The 16083-nt window shown below is 39.0% G+C and carries 12 protein-coding genes; 4 read left to right on the top strand and 8 right to left on the bottom strand.

Features of this window, described 5'->3' with window-relative positions; all coding sequences use genetic code 11:
* Positions 1–20: 20 nt before the first annotated feature.
* The 6 genes from MKL38_RS08370 to MKL38_RS08345 all read right to left on the bottom strand — a co-directional run bounded on the left by MKL38_RS08370 (position 21) and on the right by MKL38_RS08345 (position 8158).
* Complete coding sequence (locus MKL38_RS08370; RefSeq protein WP_005036880.1) at positions 21–2015, bottom strand: MacB family efflux pump subunit; 1995 nt, start codon at positions 2013–2015, stop codon at positions 21–23.
* 2 nt (positions 2016–2017) lie between these two features.
* Positions 2018–3358: a MacA family efflux pump subunit gene (locus tag MKL38_RS08365; protein ID WP_151743488.1), complete on the bottom strand. Its 1341-nt coding sequence runs from the start codon at positions 3356–3358 to the stop codon at positions 2018–2020.
* 107 nt (positions 3359–3465) lie between these two features.
* Positions 3466–4455, bottom strand: a complete 990-nt coding sequence (holA, locus tag MKL38_RS08360) for a DNA polymerase III subunit delta (protein ID WP_017391267.1) — start codon at positions 4453–4455, stop codon at positions 3466–3468.
* 18 nt (positions 4456–4473) lie between these two features.
* Positions 4474–4983: an LPS-assembly lipoprotein LptE gene (locus tag MKL38_RS08355; protein ID WP_092707358.1), complete on the bottom strand. Its 510-nt coding sequence runs from the start codon at positions 4981–4983 to the stop codon at positions 4474–4476.
* Between the two features lie 27 nt (positions 4984–5010).
* Positions 5011–7635 (bottom strand): leucine--tRNA ligase, encoded by a 2625-nt coding sequence (leuS, locus tag MKL38_RS08350; RefSeq protein WP_199990074.1) that lies wholly within the window; start codon positions 7633–7635, stop codon positions 5011–5013.
* A gap of 187 nt (positions 7636–7822) precedes the next feature.
* Positions 7823–8158, bottom strand: a complete 336-nt coding sequence (locus MKL38_RS08345) for a DUF4124 domain-containing protein (RefSeq protein WP_270903037.1) — start codon at positions 8156–8158, stop codon at positions 7823–7825.
* A gap of 492 nt (positions 8159–8650) precedes the next feature.
* On the opposite strand from MKL38_RS08345, the gene MKL38_RS08340 reads away from it, so the two are divergent.
* From MKL38_RS08340 to MKL38_RS08325, 4 genes are all read left to right on the top strand, one after another.
* On the top strand, positions 8651–10375 hold the full coding sequence (locus MKL38_RS08340) for an acetolactate synthase 3 large subunit (RefSeq protein ID WP_003654952.1): 1725 nt from the start codon (positions 8651–8653) through the stop codon (positions 10373–10375).
* Positions 10375–10866, top strand: a complete 492-nt coding sequence (gene ilvN / locus MKL38_RS08335; protein WP_001215920.1) for an acetolactate synthase small subunit — start codon at positions 10375–10377, stop codon at positions 10864–10866. Before MKL38_RS08340 ends, ilvN begins: the two co-directional genes overlap by 1 nt.
* Positions 10867–10897: 31 nt before the next feature.
* A complete protein-coding gene (gene ilvC / locus MKL38_RS08330; RefSeq protein WP_003654954.1) occupies positions 10898–11914 on the top strand; it encodes a ketol-acid reductoisomerase in 1017 nt (338 codons plus the stop codon).
* A 331-nt stretch (positions 11915–12245) separates the two neighbouring features.
* The gene (locus MKL38_RS08325) at positions 12246–14300 is read left to right on the top strand and encodes a bifunctional diguanylate cyclase/phosphodiesterase (RefSeq protein WP_270903036.1); all 2055 of its coding nucleotides are present in this window, start codon (positions 12246–12248) and stop codon (positions 14298–14300) included.
* A gap of 348 nt (positions 14301–14648) precedes the next feature.
* Here MKL38_RS08325 and MKL38_RS08320 read toward each other — a convergent pair whose 3' ends face one another.
* Complete coding sequence (locus tag MKL38_RS08320) at positions 14649–15518, bottom strand: IS3 family transposase (protein WP_270902571.1); 870 nt, start codon at positions 15516–15518, stop codon at positions 14649–14651.
* A gap of 5 nt (positions 15519–15523) precedes the next feature.
* Positions 15524–16033, bottom strand: coding sequence for a helix-turn-helix domain-containing protein (locus MKL38_RS08315; protein WP_270902241.1), 510 nt, complete (start codon positions 16031–16033; stop codon positions 15524–15526).
* Between the last annotated feature and the right edge of the window lie 50 nt (positions 16034–16083).

Below are 16083 nucleotides of genomic sequence, written 5' to 3'. Positions count from 1 at the left end.
AGAAAGACATGCAATTTTCCTTATTCTCGTGATAGTGCTGCAACTGGGTCGAGTTTTGCCGCATTCTTGGCTGGTAAGAAACCAAAAACGACACCAATCAGTGTTGAACACACAAATGCTGCAATAATAGAAGTGCTTGAATAAGCCACGCTAAAGTTACCGCCAGCAAATTTATTAATGAGTTGTCCAAGGCCAAGTGACAGTAAGACACCAAGCACACCACCAATTAAACAGACTAAAATTGCTTCAATAAGAAATTGCTGCAAAATATCACTTTGACGTGCGCCTACAGCCATACGTACACCAATTTCCTGAGTACGTTCAGTCACAGAAACCAGCATAATATTCATTACCCCAATACCACCAACGACCAATGAAATTACGGCAATTGCTGAAACCAGAAGGGTCATCGTGCTGGTTGTTTTCTCGATGGTTTGACGGATACTGTCACTGTTCATAGTGAAAATATCTTGTGCACCATGGCGCTGGGTTAATAAGTTTACAATCGCATTTTCTGCGGCTGTAGTTGAATATTTATCATTAATACGAACCACGATATTGCGTACATTGGACTGACCTAACATACGGCTCATAACAGTTGTATAAGGCATATACACATTTAACGTGTCATCTGAGCCCATGCCGCTTGTTTGCGGTTCTACAACCCCGATAATGCGCGCTGGTACGCTACCGAGCAGTACGACTTGGCCAATTGGGTTGCTACCATCACTAAAGAATTGTTTTTGCGTATTGGTATCAATCACTACATCTTGTGAACGATCACGAACACTACGTTGATCAAAAGTTTGCCCATCTTTAAAGACCAAACCTTTTACATCGAAATAATCATTACTCACACCATTAATGGTGGCGTTTGCTTCATTCTGTTGATAGCGCATAGTCTTGGATGTACTGACCATCGGACTGACTGCACTAACATAAGGTTGAGTCATTAACGCATCGGCATCGGCAGGAACCAAGGTCTTAAAGCTTGCAGTTTTGGAGTTGTCACCAAAACCACGGCCCTGAAACACCGTAATCGTATTGGTTCCCAGACTACTAATATTGCTTAAAATTTGCTGTTGAGACCCTTTACCTAGAGCGACCACGGTAACAACAGATGCAATACCAATAATGATGCCAAGCATGGTTAAAAAAGTACGCATGCGATGGGCATTCATAGACAGTAAAGCCATTTGGAAGGCTTCAGATAAACGGTCTAAAGTTGAACGCCATGCAGAAATACTTTTGCCTTTCTTCTGTTTACCTTGTAAAGCAGGAGCGGCATCAGGATCAGACTTGATTGGTTCGGCTGCTTGATCTGGAACATTAGGACGGTCACTAATAATTTCTCCGTCACTAATCTCGATAATACGAGTCGCATTTTTTGCAACTTGCATATCGTGTGTCACCAGAATAATAGTGTGACCAGCAGCATTGAGTTCACGCAAAATACGCATAACTTCAACGCCACTATGTGAGTCGAGTGCTCCTGTTGGTTCATCCGCAAGGATAACGTCACCACCATTCATGAGGGCACGAGCAATAGAAACACGTTGTTGCTGACCACCAGAAAGCTGACTTGGTCTATTAAGTGTTTTAGTGCCTAACCCTAATTCGGTAAGTAGAGCTGTTGCGCGTTGTTTACGCTCAGAAGGCGTAACACCTGCATAAACAGCTGGAACTTCGACGTTACCTTCAGCAGATAAGTCACCCAGTAAATGGTAGCGCTGGAAAATAAAACCAAAATATTCACGACGTAGTCGAGCGAGCTGATCTGGCTCTAACTTACCAGTCTCTTGCCCACTAACTTTGTAACTACCACTGGTAGGGCGGTCTAAGCAGCCCAAAATGTTCATGAGCGTTGACTTACCCGAACCAGACTGGCCGACAATGGCAACCAGTTCACCTTCATAAATGGTAAGGTCAATCCCTTTTAAAATTTGTATTGTGCTTTCGCCAGCAGGGAATTCCCGGACCAGATTGCTGACTTCAAGCAAAGCTTGTTTTGTCATGCTTACATTCCCATTGGGCCACTACGGCGACGGTTATTACTACTATTAGCTGATGCAGCAGAAGTATCTGCGCTATCGGCAATGACAACTTGATCACCTTGTTTTAAGCCCGCAAGAACTTGCGCATTTACACGGTTGTTGATGCCAACCAAAATCTGAGTTGGTTTAGCTGTGCCATCGGCTTGTAATATGCGTACAACACTTAAAGTTAACTTGCCTTGTTCAACTAGCTGTTTTTGCTCGGCAGTCAGGTTAAGACGCTCCAAACGAGCTCCATTTCCTTGAGACTTTTTAGCAGCTTCAGGTGTGGAGCTTGCTTTATCAGATGATTGGCCTGATTTCCTTTGACCTGAAAATTGTTTAGAGCTAAGCGCTGATGAAGGAACGAGCAGGGCATTTTTAGCTGAATTTAAAACGATATAAACTTGAGCAGTCATATCAATACGCAATTTACCATCGGTATTTGGCACATCAAATAGGGCATTATAGTAAACAGCTGAACTCGTTGTTGAGCTTGTCGTACTTGTTGATTCGCTAGAAATTGAATCAGGAGCAGGTTCAATTTGACGTAAGGTTGCGTAACGCTTAGTGTCTTCACCTAAGGTAGTGAAATAAACCTGTTGGCCTTTCTCAACTTTCATAATGTCAGCTTCACTGACTTGCGCCTTAATCGTCATATTTTGTAATTTTGCAATTTTGACAATTGTTGGCGCACTTTGGTTTGCGTTTACCGTTTGACCTTCTTCCGTCACAATTGCGACAACCGTACCATCAGTTGGAGCAAGAATACGTGTATAACCAATATTGGTTTGCGCCGTAGATCTAGTCACTTTTGCAGATTCAATTTGCGCATCTAATGCTTTGATTTGTGCTTGAGCTGTTTTATAGCTTGCTTCAGCAGATTCTAGATCTGCGCGTGGTGTCGCATCTTGCGCATACATTTGTTGCTGACGGCGGTATTCAAGTTGCTTTTCATTCAAAGAAGCAACTTGTTGAAGGCGCTGTGCTTCTAAATTTTTAATATTCGCATCAGAAGTTTTTAAACTATTTTCTTGTGTGGTTGAATCAATTTGCGCAATAAGTTGACCTTGCTTAACCTGATCGCCCAGTTGTACATACATCTTTTTAACCTGACCAGATACCTGCGCACCGACACTAATAAGTTTGGTTGCATCAAGTGTACCTGTTGCAAGTACATTATTTTCAATATCCCCGCGCGTTACCTCGGCAGTAATATATTGTGGCTGCTGCTGTTTTGGCTTGAAAAACTTCCAGGCTAAAAGAGCAATAATGACTATACAGACGATGATAATAACAAGTTTGATTGGCTTTATTTTTGGCATGGCGAGAGGTCGAAAAGTTTAAAATTTAATTTAGTATAAAAGCGAAATGAGGATAAAACGTGAATTTTTATGATATTTCAGGAATGAAGAAAAATGATTCAGCCGAATTATTGTATAAATAGTGTTTTCCCACATAATTCAGCAATCGCCTGCTGCATTAAATGTTCTGCATTTTCGTTCGACATTCCTTTAATTGCTGCATCAATTTGCAATAGAAGGGTAGACCAGCCTAAGAACTGTTGTGGATTTAGCCTTCTTAAGGCTTGTTGATATAAACCAACCTTAGTTTTCCATATACCCAGCTGTAGGGCATTATGAGGTTGCTCAAACAATTGCATCAACAAGCGCATTTCTTTACTTAAAGTCCATAAAATCAGACTATCTGGTTCGCCTGCTGCAATTAGATATTGAAAAATCTTAATAGATTGGCCAAGGTTGCCTTCTAATAACGCATCACTTAAATCATAGGTGGTATAACGTGATTGATCTTGCAAACAAGCATATAAATGCTCAATCAAAATCAGTTTTTGGTCTGGAAATGTGTCTCTTACACGCATCAAGCTATTTTTAGCTGCGAGCAAATTGTGCTCATGATGTTGCATTAACCATTGCCAAGCATCATTGTCGAGCTGAATCTCAAGCTTTTCTGCTTCTACGTTTAAAATACGTTGACGGTCTTGTGGGTAATTTGCCGTTAGAGCAACTACAACCCCATTTGCTTCAACAACTTGAAAAAAAGCAGATTTTAAGCTGCTACTATCTTGTTTGGGTAAAACAATTAATAACAGGTTATGTTCATTATGTTGTATATAGCTTTTAAGTTGTTTTAAGCCATTTGCATCAGGTTTTATATTGCCGTGTACTTCAATAGCAAGCTGTTGAGAAAATAAAGATAAGCTATTAAGTGCGTTAAAGACATTTTTCCAGTCGCTCACGCTACTAATATCATAGCGCTGTCTTTCAACTTCTTGTTGTTGCCAGCTTTTGCGAAAGGCATCTAATAAATTTTGTTCTAATAAGGGCTCTTGCCCATGCAAAATCCACGCACCCCGAGCTTCCGGAGTACGTTTTAAGGCTTGTAAATAGTCAATTTTCATTGCAGGCAAAAATACAGATTAAGGCTGAGCTTTTGGCAAACGATTTGCTGAAATCTGACGAGTAATTTGTTGTGCAATATCATCAATCACAATATGTTGTAAGTAGGTTTCTTGCTGATTTTCAGTGTTGACTGTTGCCAAGTCATATTGATAACTACGAGATGCAGTTAATGAGCGTGGTTCAGTAATTTTATTACCCTGACGATCTTCAATCTGGAAGGTTACGGTTAGGCGTAATAATACTTCTGTCAGTTTTCCATTTAAAAGCTGACGACGTGGTGTGTATTCCAAAACACGGAGTACATAGGCATCACTATCATTACTGAATTGAACACCATTGGCAGCCAAATACACTTTTAACTGCGTTTCCAAATCATCAGTTTTAGCTGGTAACTCAAGGCTTAACTTTTTATAAACAAGCGGAGTCGCAGTCGGGTTGGTTCCTTTTAAGTGAAATCCACACCCGACTAAGCCTGCACTAAGGCCTAAGGTTAAAACAACAGCGGCTAAACGTTTGGCTAAGTGCATGCTTGATCCTCTCATTAATAACTTTAATTAAACCACGAGGTTAACTAGTTTATTTGGAACCACAATTTCTTTTTTTGTTGGTCCTGTTAAGAATTGTTGAACTTCTGGCAGAGCTTTAGCTTGAGCTAATAGATCTTCTTTAGAAATATCAACAGAAACTTCAAGTTTACCGCGAAGTTTACCGTTAACCTGTACAACAATCGTTTGCGTATTACGTGTTAACGCAGAAGCATCGACTTCAGGGAACGTTGCTGCTGTAACATCTGTACCAAATTGAGCCAATAAAGTTTGGCTTAAATGTGGTGCAAACGGTTCGAGCAAAGTTAAAAGTGTAGTGATCGCTTCACGTTCTACAGCAATGTCGTTGTCATCTTTTGCTTCAAACTTGTTGCTTGCGTTTAACAACTCCATTAAAGCAGCAATAGCAGTATTGAATGCATGACGACGTTCAATATCATCACTTACCTTTTGAATGGTTTCGTGTGTTTTACGACGTAAATCTTGAGCATCTTTAGACAAGTTTGCAGTATCGATTGTAGAAGTTGAGTTTCCTTTTTCAAGGAAGCCTGCTACAAGACGCCATACACGTTTCAAGAAACGGTTTGCACCTTCAACACCTGCATCAGACCATTCTAAAGATTGATCTGGTGGAGCAGCAAACATCATGAATACACGAGCAGTATCTGCACCGTATTGATCAATAATCGCTTGCGGGTCGATACCGTTGTTTTTCGACTTAGACATTTTTTCTTGTCCGCCGATCACAACTTCTTGACCATCACCTGAATATTTTGCAGAAAGAATACGACCTTTTTCATCGCGTTCTAACTCAATATCAGCTGGGTTAAACCAAGTTTTCTTACCATTTTCTGCTTCACGGTAGAACGTGTCTGCAAGCACCATGCCTTGAGTTAACAAGTTGGTAAATGGTTCATTACCTTGTACAACGCCTTCATCACGCATTAATTTGTGGAAGAAACGTGCATAAAGTAAGTGAAGAATCGCGTGCTCAACACCACCGATGTATTGGTTCACAGGAAGCCAGTTTTGAGCTGCTTCAGGTTTAACCATACCACCAGTGAAGTCTGGAGAAGCATAACGTGCATAGTACCAAGATGACTCTACGAAAGTATCTAAAGTATCTGTTTCACGACGTGCATCGCCACCACAACAAGGACATTTAGTTTCATAGAATTCAGGCATTTTATTAAGCGGGTTGCCTGAACCATCTGGTACAACGTCTGTTGGTAATACAACAGGCAGTTGATCTTCAGGTACTGTGACTTGACCACAAGTATCACAGTTAATCATTGGAATTGGACAGCCCCAGTAACGTTGACGAGATACACCCCAGTCACGTAAACGGAATTGAACTTTAGAATTTGCTAAATTTTGTGGTTCTAATTTTGCAAGGAATGCATCAAAAGCAGCTTGGAATTCTAAACCGTCAAACTCGCCAGAGTTAACAAGTTTACCTTCTTTAGAACCGTACCATTCTTGCCACTGGGTTGCAGAGTAGTCTGCATCGTCAGCGCCTTTAGCATCAATGACTTGCTTGATTGATAAATTAAACTTGTTAGCAAATTCAAAATCACGTTCGTCATGTGCAGGCACCGCCATAACAGCGCCAGAGCCATAAGACATTAATACGTAGTTTGCGATCCAAACAGGAAGCTCTTCACCAGTTACAGGATGTTTTACAAACAAGCCTGTTGCCATGCCTTTTTTCTCAGCTGTCGCCAAGTCCGCTTCTGCAACTGAACCCATGCGGCATTCTTCAATAAATGCAGCCAATTCAGGGTTAGTTTCAGCAGCTTTAAGCGCAAGAGGGTGTTCTGCTGCAACAGCAACATAAGTCACGCCCATAAGCGTGTCAGCACGTGTTGTATAAACAGTTAAGCCATCAGCATAAATTTCTGTATTGGCAGATGGGAAAGTAATTTCCATGCCTGTAGAGCGACCAATCCAGTTACGTTGCATGGTCAACACTTGTTGAGGCCAGCCGTCTTGTAGGGTGTCAAGATCGTCTAATAATTCTTGTGCATAATCCGTAATACGGAAGTAGTACATAGGAATGTCGCGTTTTTCAACCAATGCACCTGAGCGCCAGCCACGACCATTTTCAACTTGTTCGTTTGCCAAAACTGTTTGGTCAACCGGATCCCAGTTTACTGTTGAAAGTTTACGGTAGATCAGGCCTTTTTTATAAAGCTGAACAAATAACCATTGTTCCCAGTGATAATACTCTGGTGTACAAGTTGCGAACTCGCGATCCCAGTCTACAGATAGACCCAATTTTTTTAATTGGTCACGCATGTAGGCAATGTTTTCAAATGTCCATTTTGCCGGAGCAACTTTATGGGCAATTGCTGCGTTTTCAGCAGGTAAACCGAATGCATCCCAACCCATAGGTTGTAATACAGTTTCACCTTTTAAACGGTAAAAACGGCTAATTACATCGCCAATTGTATAGTTACGCACATGCCCCATATGCAGCTTGCCGCTTGGGTAAGGAAACATTGACAGGATGTAGCGATGTTTACCTTCGACAGTGTCGGCAACTTTAAAGACTTTACGATTTTCCCAATCTTGTTGAACTGATGGTTCAATCGTGTTTGCTTGATATTCGGGGTCAATGTGAGAAATAGTCATAGACGTAAGCTATACAACGAAAATTGAAATGAAAGATTGCTGCACAGCATAGCGCAAAATAAGGGGAAATGTCAGTTTTTAGATCAGGATTTTATCTTTTAATATGAGCAATAAACATTTCTCAATCTATTCTTCTTTATTTTAAATAATAGAAGAGTGGTGAAAATATTCACCACTCTCATTTTGGTTATCGTGCTGCTGCGGATGGGGCGGGCGGAACTGGTACAGCGGGTACACCTTTGTCCTGTTCTAAGTTAGCTGTTTCTTGCACTACTTTATCTGTTTTATCTTGAGGTTGTTGTTCTGAGGTGGGTGTCGAATTTTTTACGGATGGTTGGCTGCCGTAAGTTGAAACTTTGTTCAAATGTTTTGCACTCTTAGGTGGCGGAGTCGTGGTGTAATGTGTAGAGCCACTTTTATCCATCCATTTATAATATTGCTGTGCCTGACTTTGACTTGAGTAAATTAAAATTACCGTTGTTACTACTGTATATAAGCTTGTTTTTAAATAAGATAAATTCATATCAGATCTTCCCCAAAAAAGCTGACTATATTTAAATAAAGTTTATAAATAAGCAATTTACAATGTATGGTTTTATATAAAAAAGAATAATTATTTTTAATAAATAGGGATTGGAACTACCAAATTTTAGATTAAAAAAGAAGCAGCTAAAAATTTTTATGGAAAAACCTTTTCTTTAATCTTGACTTTAGTGAATTAAACAACAAAAATGCTTCCTTTAGTTTTATATGCGATTATTTGATCACCCTTCGAATAACCGTCATGTTTTGTAATAGACATTCTCTCTAGCCGAGAGATTGATTTTACTTAAAGTATGTATATCCAGACATGCTTTATTAATGTTAAAAAAGCTTATACGGCTGAAAAACAGAAATTTTTCTATTGCAACGAAAACTAGACAATATGTGTGCTATAACAGTGCAGACAATTCAATGAATGAAACACTATTTGTGCCTTCCATAAATAGTGATAAAGAATTTAGGGTGAATCACGTTGGAACTTTTATCTGGTGGTGAAATGCTCGTTCGTGCTCTTGCGGACGAAGGCGTTGAACATGTTTTTGGTTATCCAGGCGGCGCTGTATTACATATTTATGATGCGCTATTTCAACAAGACAAAATTAATCATTACCTCGTACGTCATGAACAAGCTGCTGGTCATATGGCAGATGCTTACTCGCGTGCGACAGGTAAGACTGGCGTAGTACTGGTCACTTCTGGACCTGGCGCAACTAATACTGTGACTCCAATTGCAACAGCTTATATGGACTCAATCCCAATGGTGATTTTGTCTGGCCAAGTTGCATCACATCTTATTGGTGAAGACGCTTTCCAGGAAACTGATATGGTGGGTATTTCACGTCCTATCGTGAAACACAGCTTCCAAGTTCGTCACGCAAGTGAAATTCCTGCAATTATCAAAAAAGCATTTTATATTGCATCAAGTGGCCGTCCTGGCCCAGTTGTAGTCGATATTCCAAAAGATGCGACAAATCCTGCAGAAAAATTTGCGTACGAATATCCTGAAAAAGTGAAGATGCGTTCTTATCAGCCACCTTCACGTGGTCATTCTGGTCAAATTCGCAAAGCGATTGATGAACTTTTAAGTGCTAAACGCCCTGTAATTTATACTGGTGGCGGTGTTGTTCAAGGTAATGCATCTGCATTATTGACTGAGTTGGCTCATTTGTTGGGCTATCCAGTGACAAATACACTTATGGGTCTTGGTGGCTTCCCTGGCGATGATCCACAGTTTGTGGGCATGTTGGGTATGCACGGTACTTATGAAGCAAACATGGCGATGCATAATGCTGACGTCATTCTTGCAATTGGTGCACGTTTTGATGACCGAGTAACCAATAACCCTGCAAAATTCTGTGTGAATGCCAAAGTTATTCATATTGATATTGATCCGGCGAGCATTTCAAAAACGATCATGGCGCACATTCCGATTGTAGGGGCGGTTGAGCCTGTACTTCAGGAAATGTTGACGCAATTGAAACAATTGAATGTGTCTAAACCTAACCCTGAAGCAATTGCTGCATGGTGGGATCAAATTAATGAATGGCGTAAAGTTCATGGCTTGAAGTATGAAACACTGGCTGATGGCACAATGAAGCCACAGCAAGTTGTTGAAGCTTTATATAAAGCGACCAATGGTGATGCCATCATTACTTCGGATGTGGGTCAACACCAAATGTTTGGTGCGTTGTACTACAAGTACAAACGTCCACGTCAATGGATTAACTCAGGCGGATTAGGCACCATGGGCGTAGGTTTACCTTATGCAATGGCAGCCAAGTTAGCTTTCCCAGATCAACAGGTAGTTTGTATTACTGGTGAAGCTTCAATTCAGATGTGTATTCAGGAGCTTTCAACTTGTAAGCAATACGGTATGAATGTGAAGATCTTGTGCTTGAATAACCGTGCTTTAGGTATGGTTAAACAATGGCAAGATATGAACTATGAAGGCCGTCACTCAAGCTCATATGTTGAATCATTACCTGATTTTGGCAAGTTAATGGAAGCTTATGGTCATGTTGGTATCCAAATTGATCATGCTGATGAACTAGAGTCGAAGCTTGCTGAAGCAATGGCAATTAATGATAAATGTGTATTCATTAATGTCATGGTTGATCGTACAGAACATGTTTATCCAATGCTGATCGCAGGTCAGTCAATGAAGGATATGTGGTTAGGTAAAGGGGAGCGTACATAATGAGACATATTATTTCTGTACTCGTTGAAAACGAAGCTGGTGCGCTTTCTCGTTTGGTGGGTTTATTCAGTCAACGTAACTACAACATTGAAACGTTGAATGTAGCTCCAACCGAAGACCCAACTTTATCACGTCTGACGTTAACTACTTATGGCGATGACCATAAGATTGAACAGATTACAAAGCAGCTCAACAAACTTGTTGAAGTTGTAAAAGTAGTAGATTTATCAGAAGGTTCACACATTGAGCGTGAACTGATGTTGATTAAAGTAAAAGCGTTAGGTGCTTCACGTGCTGAAATTAAGCGAACAGCGGATATTTTCCGTGCGCAAATTGTAGACGTGACACCAACTACCTATACCATTCAAATAGCAGGGACAACTGAAAAATTAGATGGTTTTATCGATGCGCTTGCAGAAAACACTATTCTAGAAGTCGTTCGTTCAGGTGTATCTGGTATCGCCCGTGGCGAAAAAGTATTAGCCATTTAATTTTTTAAAAGTATTTTAGCGGAGAACACAAATGCAAATTTTTTACGATAAAGACTGTGACTTATCAATCATCCAAGGCAAGAAAGTAGCGATTGTTGGTTACGGCTCTCAAGGTCATGCTCATGCACTTAACCTTAAAGACTCAGGCGTAGACGTAACTGTAGGTTTACGCGCAGATTCAGCTTCTTGGAAGAAAGCTGAAAATGCTGGTCTTAAAGTTGCAGAAGTTCCTGCTGCTGTTAAGCAAGCTGACCTCGTAATGATTTTGACTCCAGATGAATTCCAATCACAACTTTACCGTGACGTGATTGAGCCAAACATCAAAGAAGGCGCAACTTTAGCATTTGCTCATGGTTTCTCAATTCTTTATAACCAAGTTGTTCCACGTAAAGACTTAGACGTAATCATGGTTGCTCCGAAAGCACCTGGTCACACAGTTCGTTCAGAATACCAACGTGGTTCAGGTGTTCCTGACTTAATCGCAATTCACCAAGATGCTTCTGGTAATGCACGTAACGTTGCTCTTTCTTATGCTTCAGGTGTAGGTGGCGGCCGTACTGGTATTATCGAAACTTCATTCCGTGAAGAAACTGAAACTGACTTATTCGGTGAGCAAGCAGTTCTTTGTGGTGGTGCGGTTGAACTCGTGAAAATGGGCTTCGAAACTTTAGTTGAAGCTGGTTATGCACCAGAAATGGCTTACTTCGAATGTTTACACGAACTTAAATTGATCGTTGACTTGATGTTCGAAGGCGGTATCGCTGACATGAACTACTCAGTATCTAACAATGCTGAGTATGGCGAATATGTAACTGGTACTGAAGTAATTAACGAACAGTCTCGTGAAGCAATGCGTAATGCATTGAAACGTATTCAATCTGGCGAATACGCGAAGATGTTCATTCAAGAGGGTGCATTAAACTACCCATCTATGACTGCTCGTCGTCGTCAAAATGCTGCACATGGTATTGAAGTAACTGGTAATAAGTTACGCGCGATGATGCCTTGGATTCAAGCAAACAAAATCGTAGACAAAGAAAAGAACTAATTTTCTTTTTCTAAAAAAGCTTTAAAAGAACCCTGCATTAAGCAGGGTTCTTTTTTTATACTGTTTTTATTTGAATATGAAAAAGAGCGATTGAGTCAACTTGACTGGATTAAATAAATTCTATATTTTTCATATAATTGGCTGCTTATTTTTTATTTAGTCTATTGATTTATAAAGTAAAAAATACTTGACCAAAAGATAGATAATGTTATTGTTTATAACTGACTGAATAAGTCAAATTTACTAAAATTTCTTTAACATGTTTAATTGTATTTTGGGCAATGAGTTGAACAAAATAAAAAAAAGTATTGAATAATCATGGAAGTCCACTATGGGTCATGTTGATTACGATAGCACATTGATCGTCGGCTCTTTTATTGCAGCTGGCATCATTTGCTTTCTTGTAATTTCCATGGAACAATTAATATTCAAGCAAATCTATAAAAAATTTGAGTTTTTAATTTTATTTATCAATGGATTATTGCTGGCATCAGCAATTAGCATTGTTCATATTATTGGTATACAAGCTTATCATCTGTTTGAAACAGTCAACTCGAATATTCCTTTAATTAGCGTTTCATTTGCCATTAGTGCTTTGCTATCGTGCATCGCCATGTGGTTGACTTCACGTTTTACGCTACCTTTATTCCGGCTCATTTTAAGTTCTATTATTATGGGAATCGGAATTTCAGCTTCATATTACATTAGTATGTTGGGCTGGAATATTAATATCTACAAAAAAGATTACACCTCTTTCTTGCTATTATTTTCTGTATTAATTGCGATGAGCGGTTCAGGGCTGGCATTTTTATTAGCCTATAAATTAAAAGATACCGAACGTCATCGTCTAACTTTGAAAATCGCATTTTCGGTAATGATGACCTTAAGTATTATGGGAATGCACTATACGGCGCTCATTGCAACGAATATTACTGATAAATTTATTAGCCAATATCAGGCTGAACATGACCTATTATTATTTACGATTATCTTGGTCACATGTTTGGTACTGGTCGCAAGTTTTATTGTTGCGATGTTGGAGCAGCGCCTCACTCAACAAAATTTAGAGTTGCGTAAGGCAAATAAAGAATTAGCAAACCTCTCGATACAAGATAATTTAACTAAACTGCCAAACCGTCTTTACTTGGTTGATTATGCAGAAGTATTACTTTCAGATCATCGCTATAAAGACCAGAAAATTGCTTTTTTATATATTGATTTAGACCGATTTAAATCGGTTAACGATGCTTTTGGGCATCATATCGGTGATCAATTACTCATTCAAATGGCGAACCGTTTGCATTGGCAACTCAATGAAAAATGTAAGCTGCTTAGAATTGGTGGTGATGAGTTTTTGCTTATTGCAGAAAATACAAATGCAGACGAAGCAGTTGTTTTGGCTGAGAAAGTTTTACAACTGATTCAGGAAAGTTATCAAATTTCTGGTAAGGAAATTAATATTTCTGCAAGTTTGGGTGTGGCACTCTTTCCTGAGCATGGACAGAATGTTCAGGACTTACTCATGAACGCTGATGCCGCCATGCTCATGTCTAAAGAACAAGGCCGAAATACGTATACCATCTTTAGTTATTCAACCCATCAGCAAGAAACGAGAAGTCAGTCGAAACTGATCAATGATCTTTATAAAGCCGTAGAAGAAAAACAGTTCATCTTATATTACCAACCAAAATTTAATACCAATCTTGAAGTTTGTGGAGTTGAAGCATTAATCCGTTGGAATCACCCAGCGTTAGGAATACTTACGCCGCATATGTTCATTGAAGGTGCGGAAAAAACGGGTTTGATCATTCCAATGGGATATTGGGCGCTTGAGCAAGCTTGCCTGCAAATTCAGGAGTGGGAGCGCAGTAACACCCCATTTTATCCAGTTGCTGTGAACTTATCGGCACTACAATTTGAAAATAAAAAGTTATTTAGTACACTCGAAGCATTATTAAAAAAATATCAAATTCAACCTCACCACTTAATTGTTGAGATTACTGAATCAACTGCAATGCGGCATATAGACTTGAGTATCCGAGCTTGTGAGCGCTTACGTGACATGGGAATTCGTGTTGCCATTGATGATTTTGGAACAGGGCATTCGAGCTTCTTATATTTAAAAGACTTACCCGTAGATGAGCTGAAAATTGACCGTGGCTTTATTGTTGATTTAAAACCGGGTTCAAAAGAAGAAGTTATTCTCGAAAGTATTATTCATTTAGCGAAAAAGTTAGGTTTAACCGTAACGGCAGAAGGCGTGGAAACTCAGCAGCAGGTTGAGATTTTAACGCGTTTAGGCTGTCAGCAATTCCAAGGTTATTTATTGGGGATGCCAGTTCAGGTTGATCAGCTCATTGAGTCTCAAGGCGCTCATTTTGCTTAGTCTTAATAGATAGATTAGGCTACTCCAATTTTTTAAAAGACTGATGACTGAGTTCTCAATAAATTTTCAATTAAAACTATTTGATTGTATATAATATTTAAAATAATAATTAATTTAATCTAATGAAAAACAATAAGAAATTTAATAACTTGTCATAAAAGCTACATTGACACCTGTAAACTCTCAGATTATCCTTTGCAAGCTGGCCTACATTGCCAGTCGGTTTTAGCAGACCGTGATGAAAGATCGCATCAGAGTTATTCCGTCTGAGGGATAGTCTTATGCGTAAACTCCTCGTCTCCTCCCGTAGCGGTAGGATAATCTGACCCCATAAAGTTGGACAGCTAATTAAGCAGTTTTTAAAAACTGATTTCTATATTGTACAGGGGATAAACCTTGTAACTTCACCTTGATTCTCTCATGATTATAATAATGAATGTACTCTTGTATGGTTTTCTCTAATTCATCAATTGATTGAAATTTTTCACCATGAAAGCACTCCGATTTTAATATTCCGAAGAAGCTTTCTATTACAGCATTATCCAAACAATTTCCCTTACGAGACATACTTTGAATTAAACCCTGTTGTTTTAATTGCTGTTGGTAATGAGCCATTTGATATTGCCATCCTTGATCGGAATGGAGAATTGGTTTTTCATGTCGTTTAAGTTTAGCCAAAGCATGAATGAGCATATCTTTTACTAACTCATAATTGAGTTTGCGTTGGATTCGGAATGTAATAATTTCCCCATTAAATAAATCTATAATCGGGGATAGGTAAAGTTTTTCACCGTTCACATTAAATTCCGTTACATCAGTTGCCCATTTCTGATTTGGTCGATTTGCTTTAAATTGCCGTTGTAAAACGTTATCAGCCACTATCCCGACACAACCACTTTTATATGAGCGATATTTTAGTGCTCTGATACGTGATTTAAGTCCCATAGTTTTCATGAGTCGATATACACATTTATGGTTAATCATTATTCCTGTACTTTTCAGAGCAAGAGTAATTCTACGATAGCCATAGCATCCCTTATGCTTATGGTATATGGACTTAATCTGCTGTTTTAACTCAGTATATTTATCATTAGAGCGTATAGCTTTCATGTGGTAGAAATAAGTACTACGGGCTATCTTGGCAATACTGAGTAAGAGCTTTAATGGATAAATTTGCCTTAATTCTGAAATAATTTGAACACTGTCTGCAGTACAAATTGAATTTAAGTACGTTGCTTCAGTTTTAAGGCTTTTAGCTTTTTTAAAAAAGCGACCTCTGCGCGTAAAGCTGTAAGCTCATCAATGAGCTCTTGCTGAGACTTGTCTTTATCATCTCTTGTTGGTTTCACTGTTTTAGTTTTATCTTGCTTAGTCATATTGGTATAAGTCCGTTTAGTATTAAACCCAGCAATCCCTTCTTTATGATACAGAGCTAGCCATCTTCTTAAAATTGACGTCCCGCTCAGATTTAACCGTCTTCTTACTTCTCTTACGGGTATCTTATCAAGAAGCATTTGTATTGCATTGATTTTAAATTCTGAAGAATAATAAGTTTTTTGAATTTTAATATTAAGCCCATCAGTACCATGTGCCTTATAGTTTTCAATCCATAACCGAATGGTTTGGAGATCTACATTAAACTCTTTGGAAAGAATTTTATAGCCTTTACTACCATCTAAATAAGCCTGAATTACTTTGAGTTTTAACTCTTTTGAATGCTTTGGAACTGGCATAGGTCACACCTTATAAGTTTAAAAAGTCTAACTTATGGGGTGCAGTTCAG

It is taken from the genome of Acinetobacter sp. AOR14_HL (genome assembly GCF_027855175.1).
Taxonomy (GTDB): domain Bacteria; phylum Pseudomonadota; class Gammaproteobacteria; order Pseudomonadales; family Moraxellaceae; genus Acinetobacter; species Acinetobacter calcoaceticus.
The sequence above is the reverse complement of the archived record's forward strand: the minus strand, read 5'-3'. Positions and strand labels throughout refer to the sequence as shown.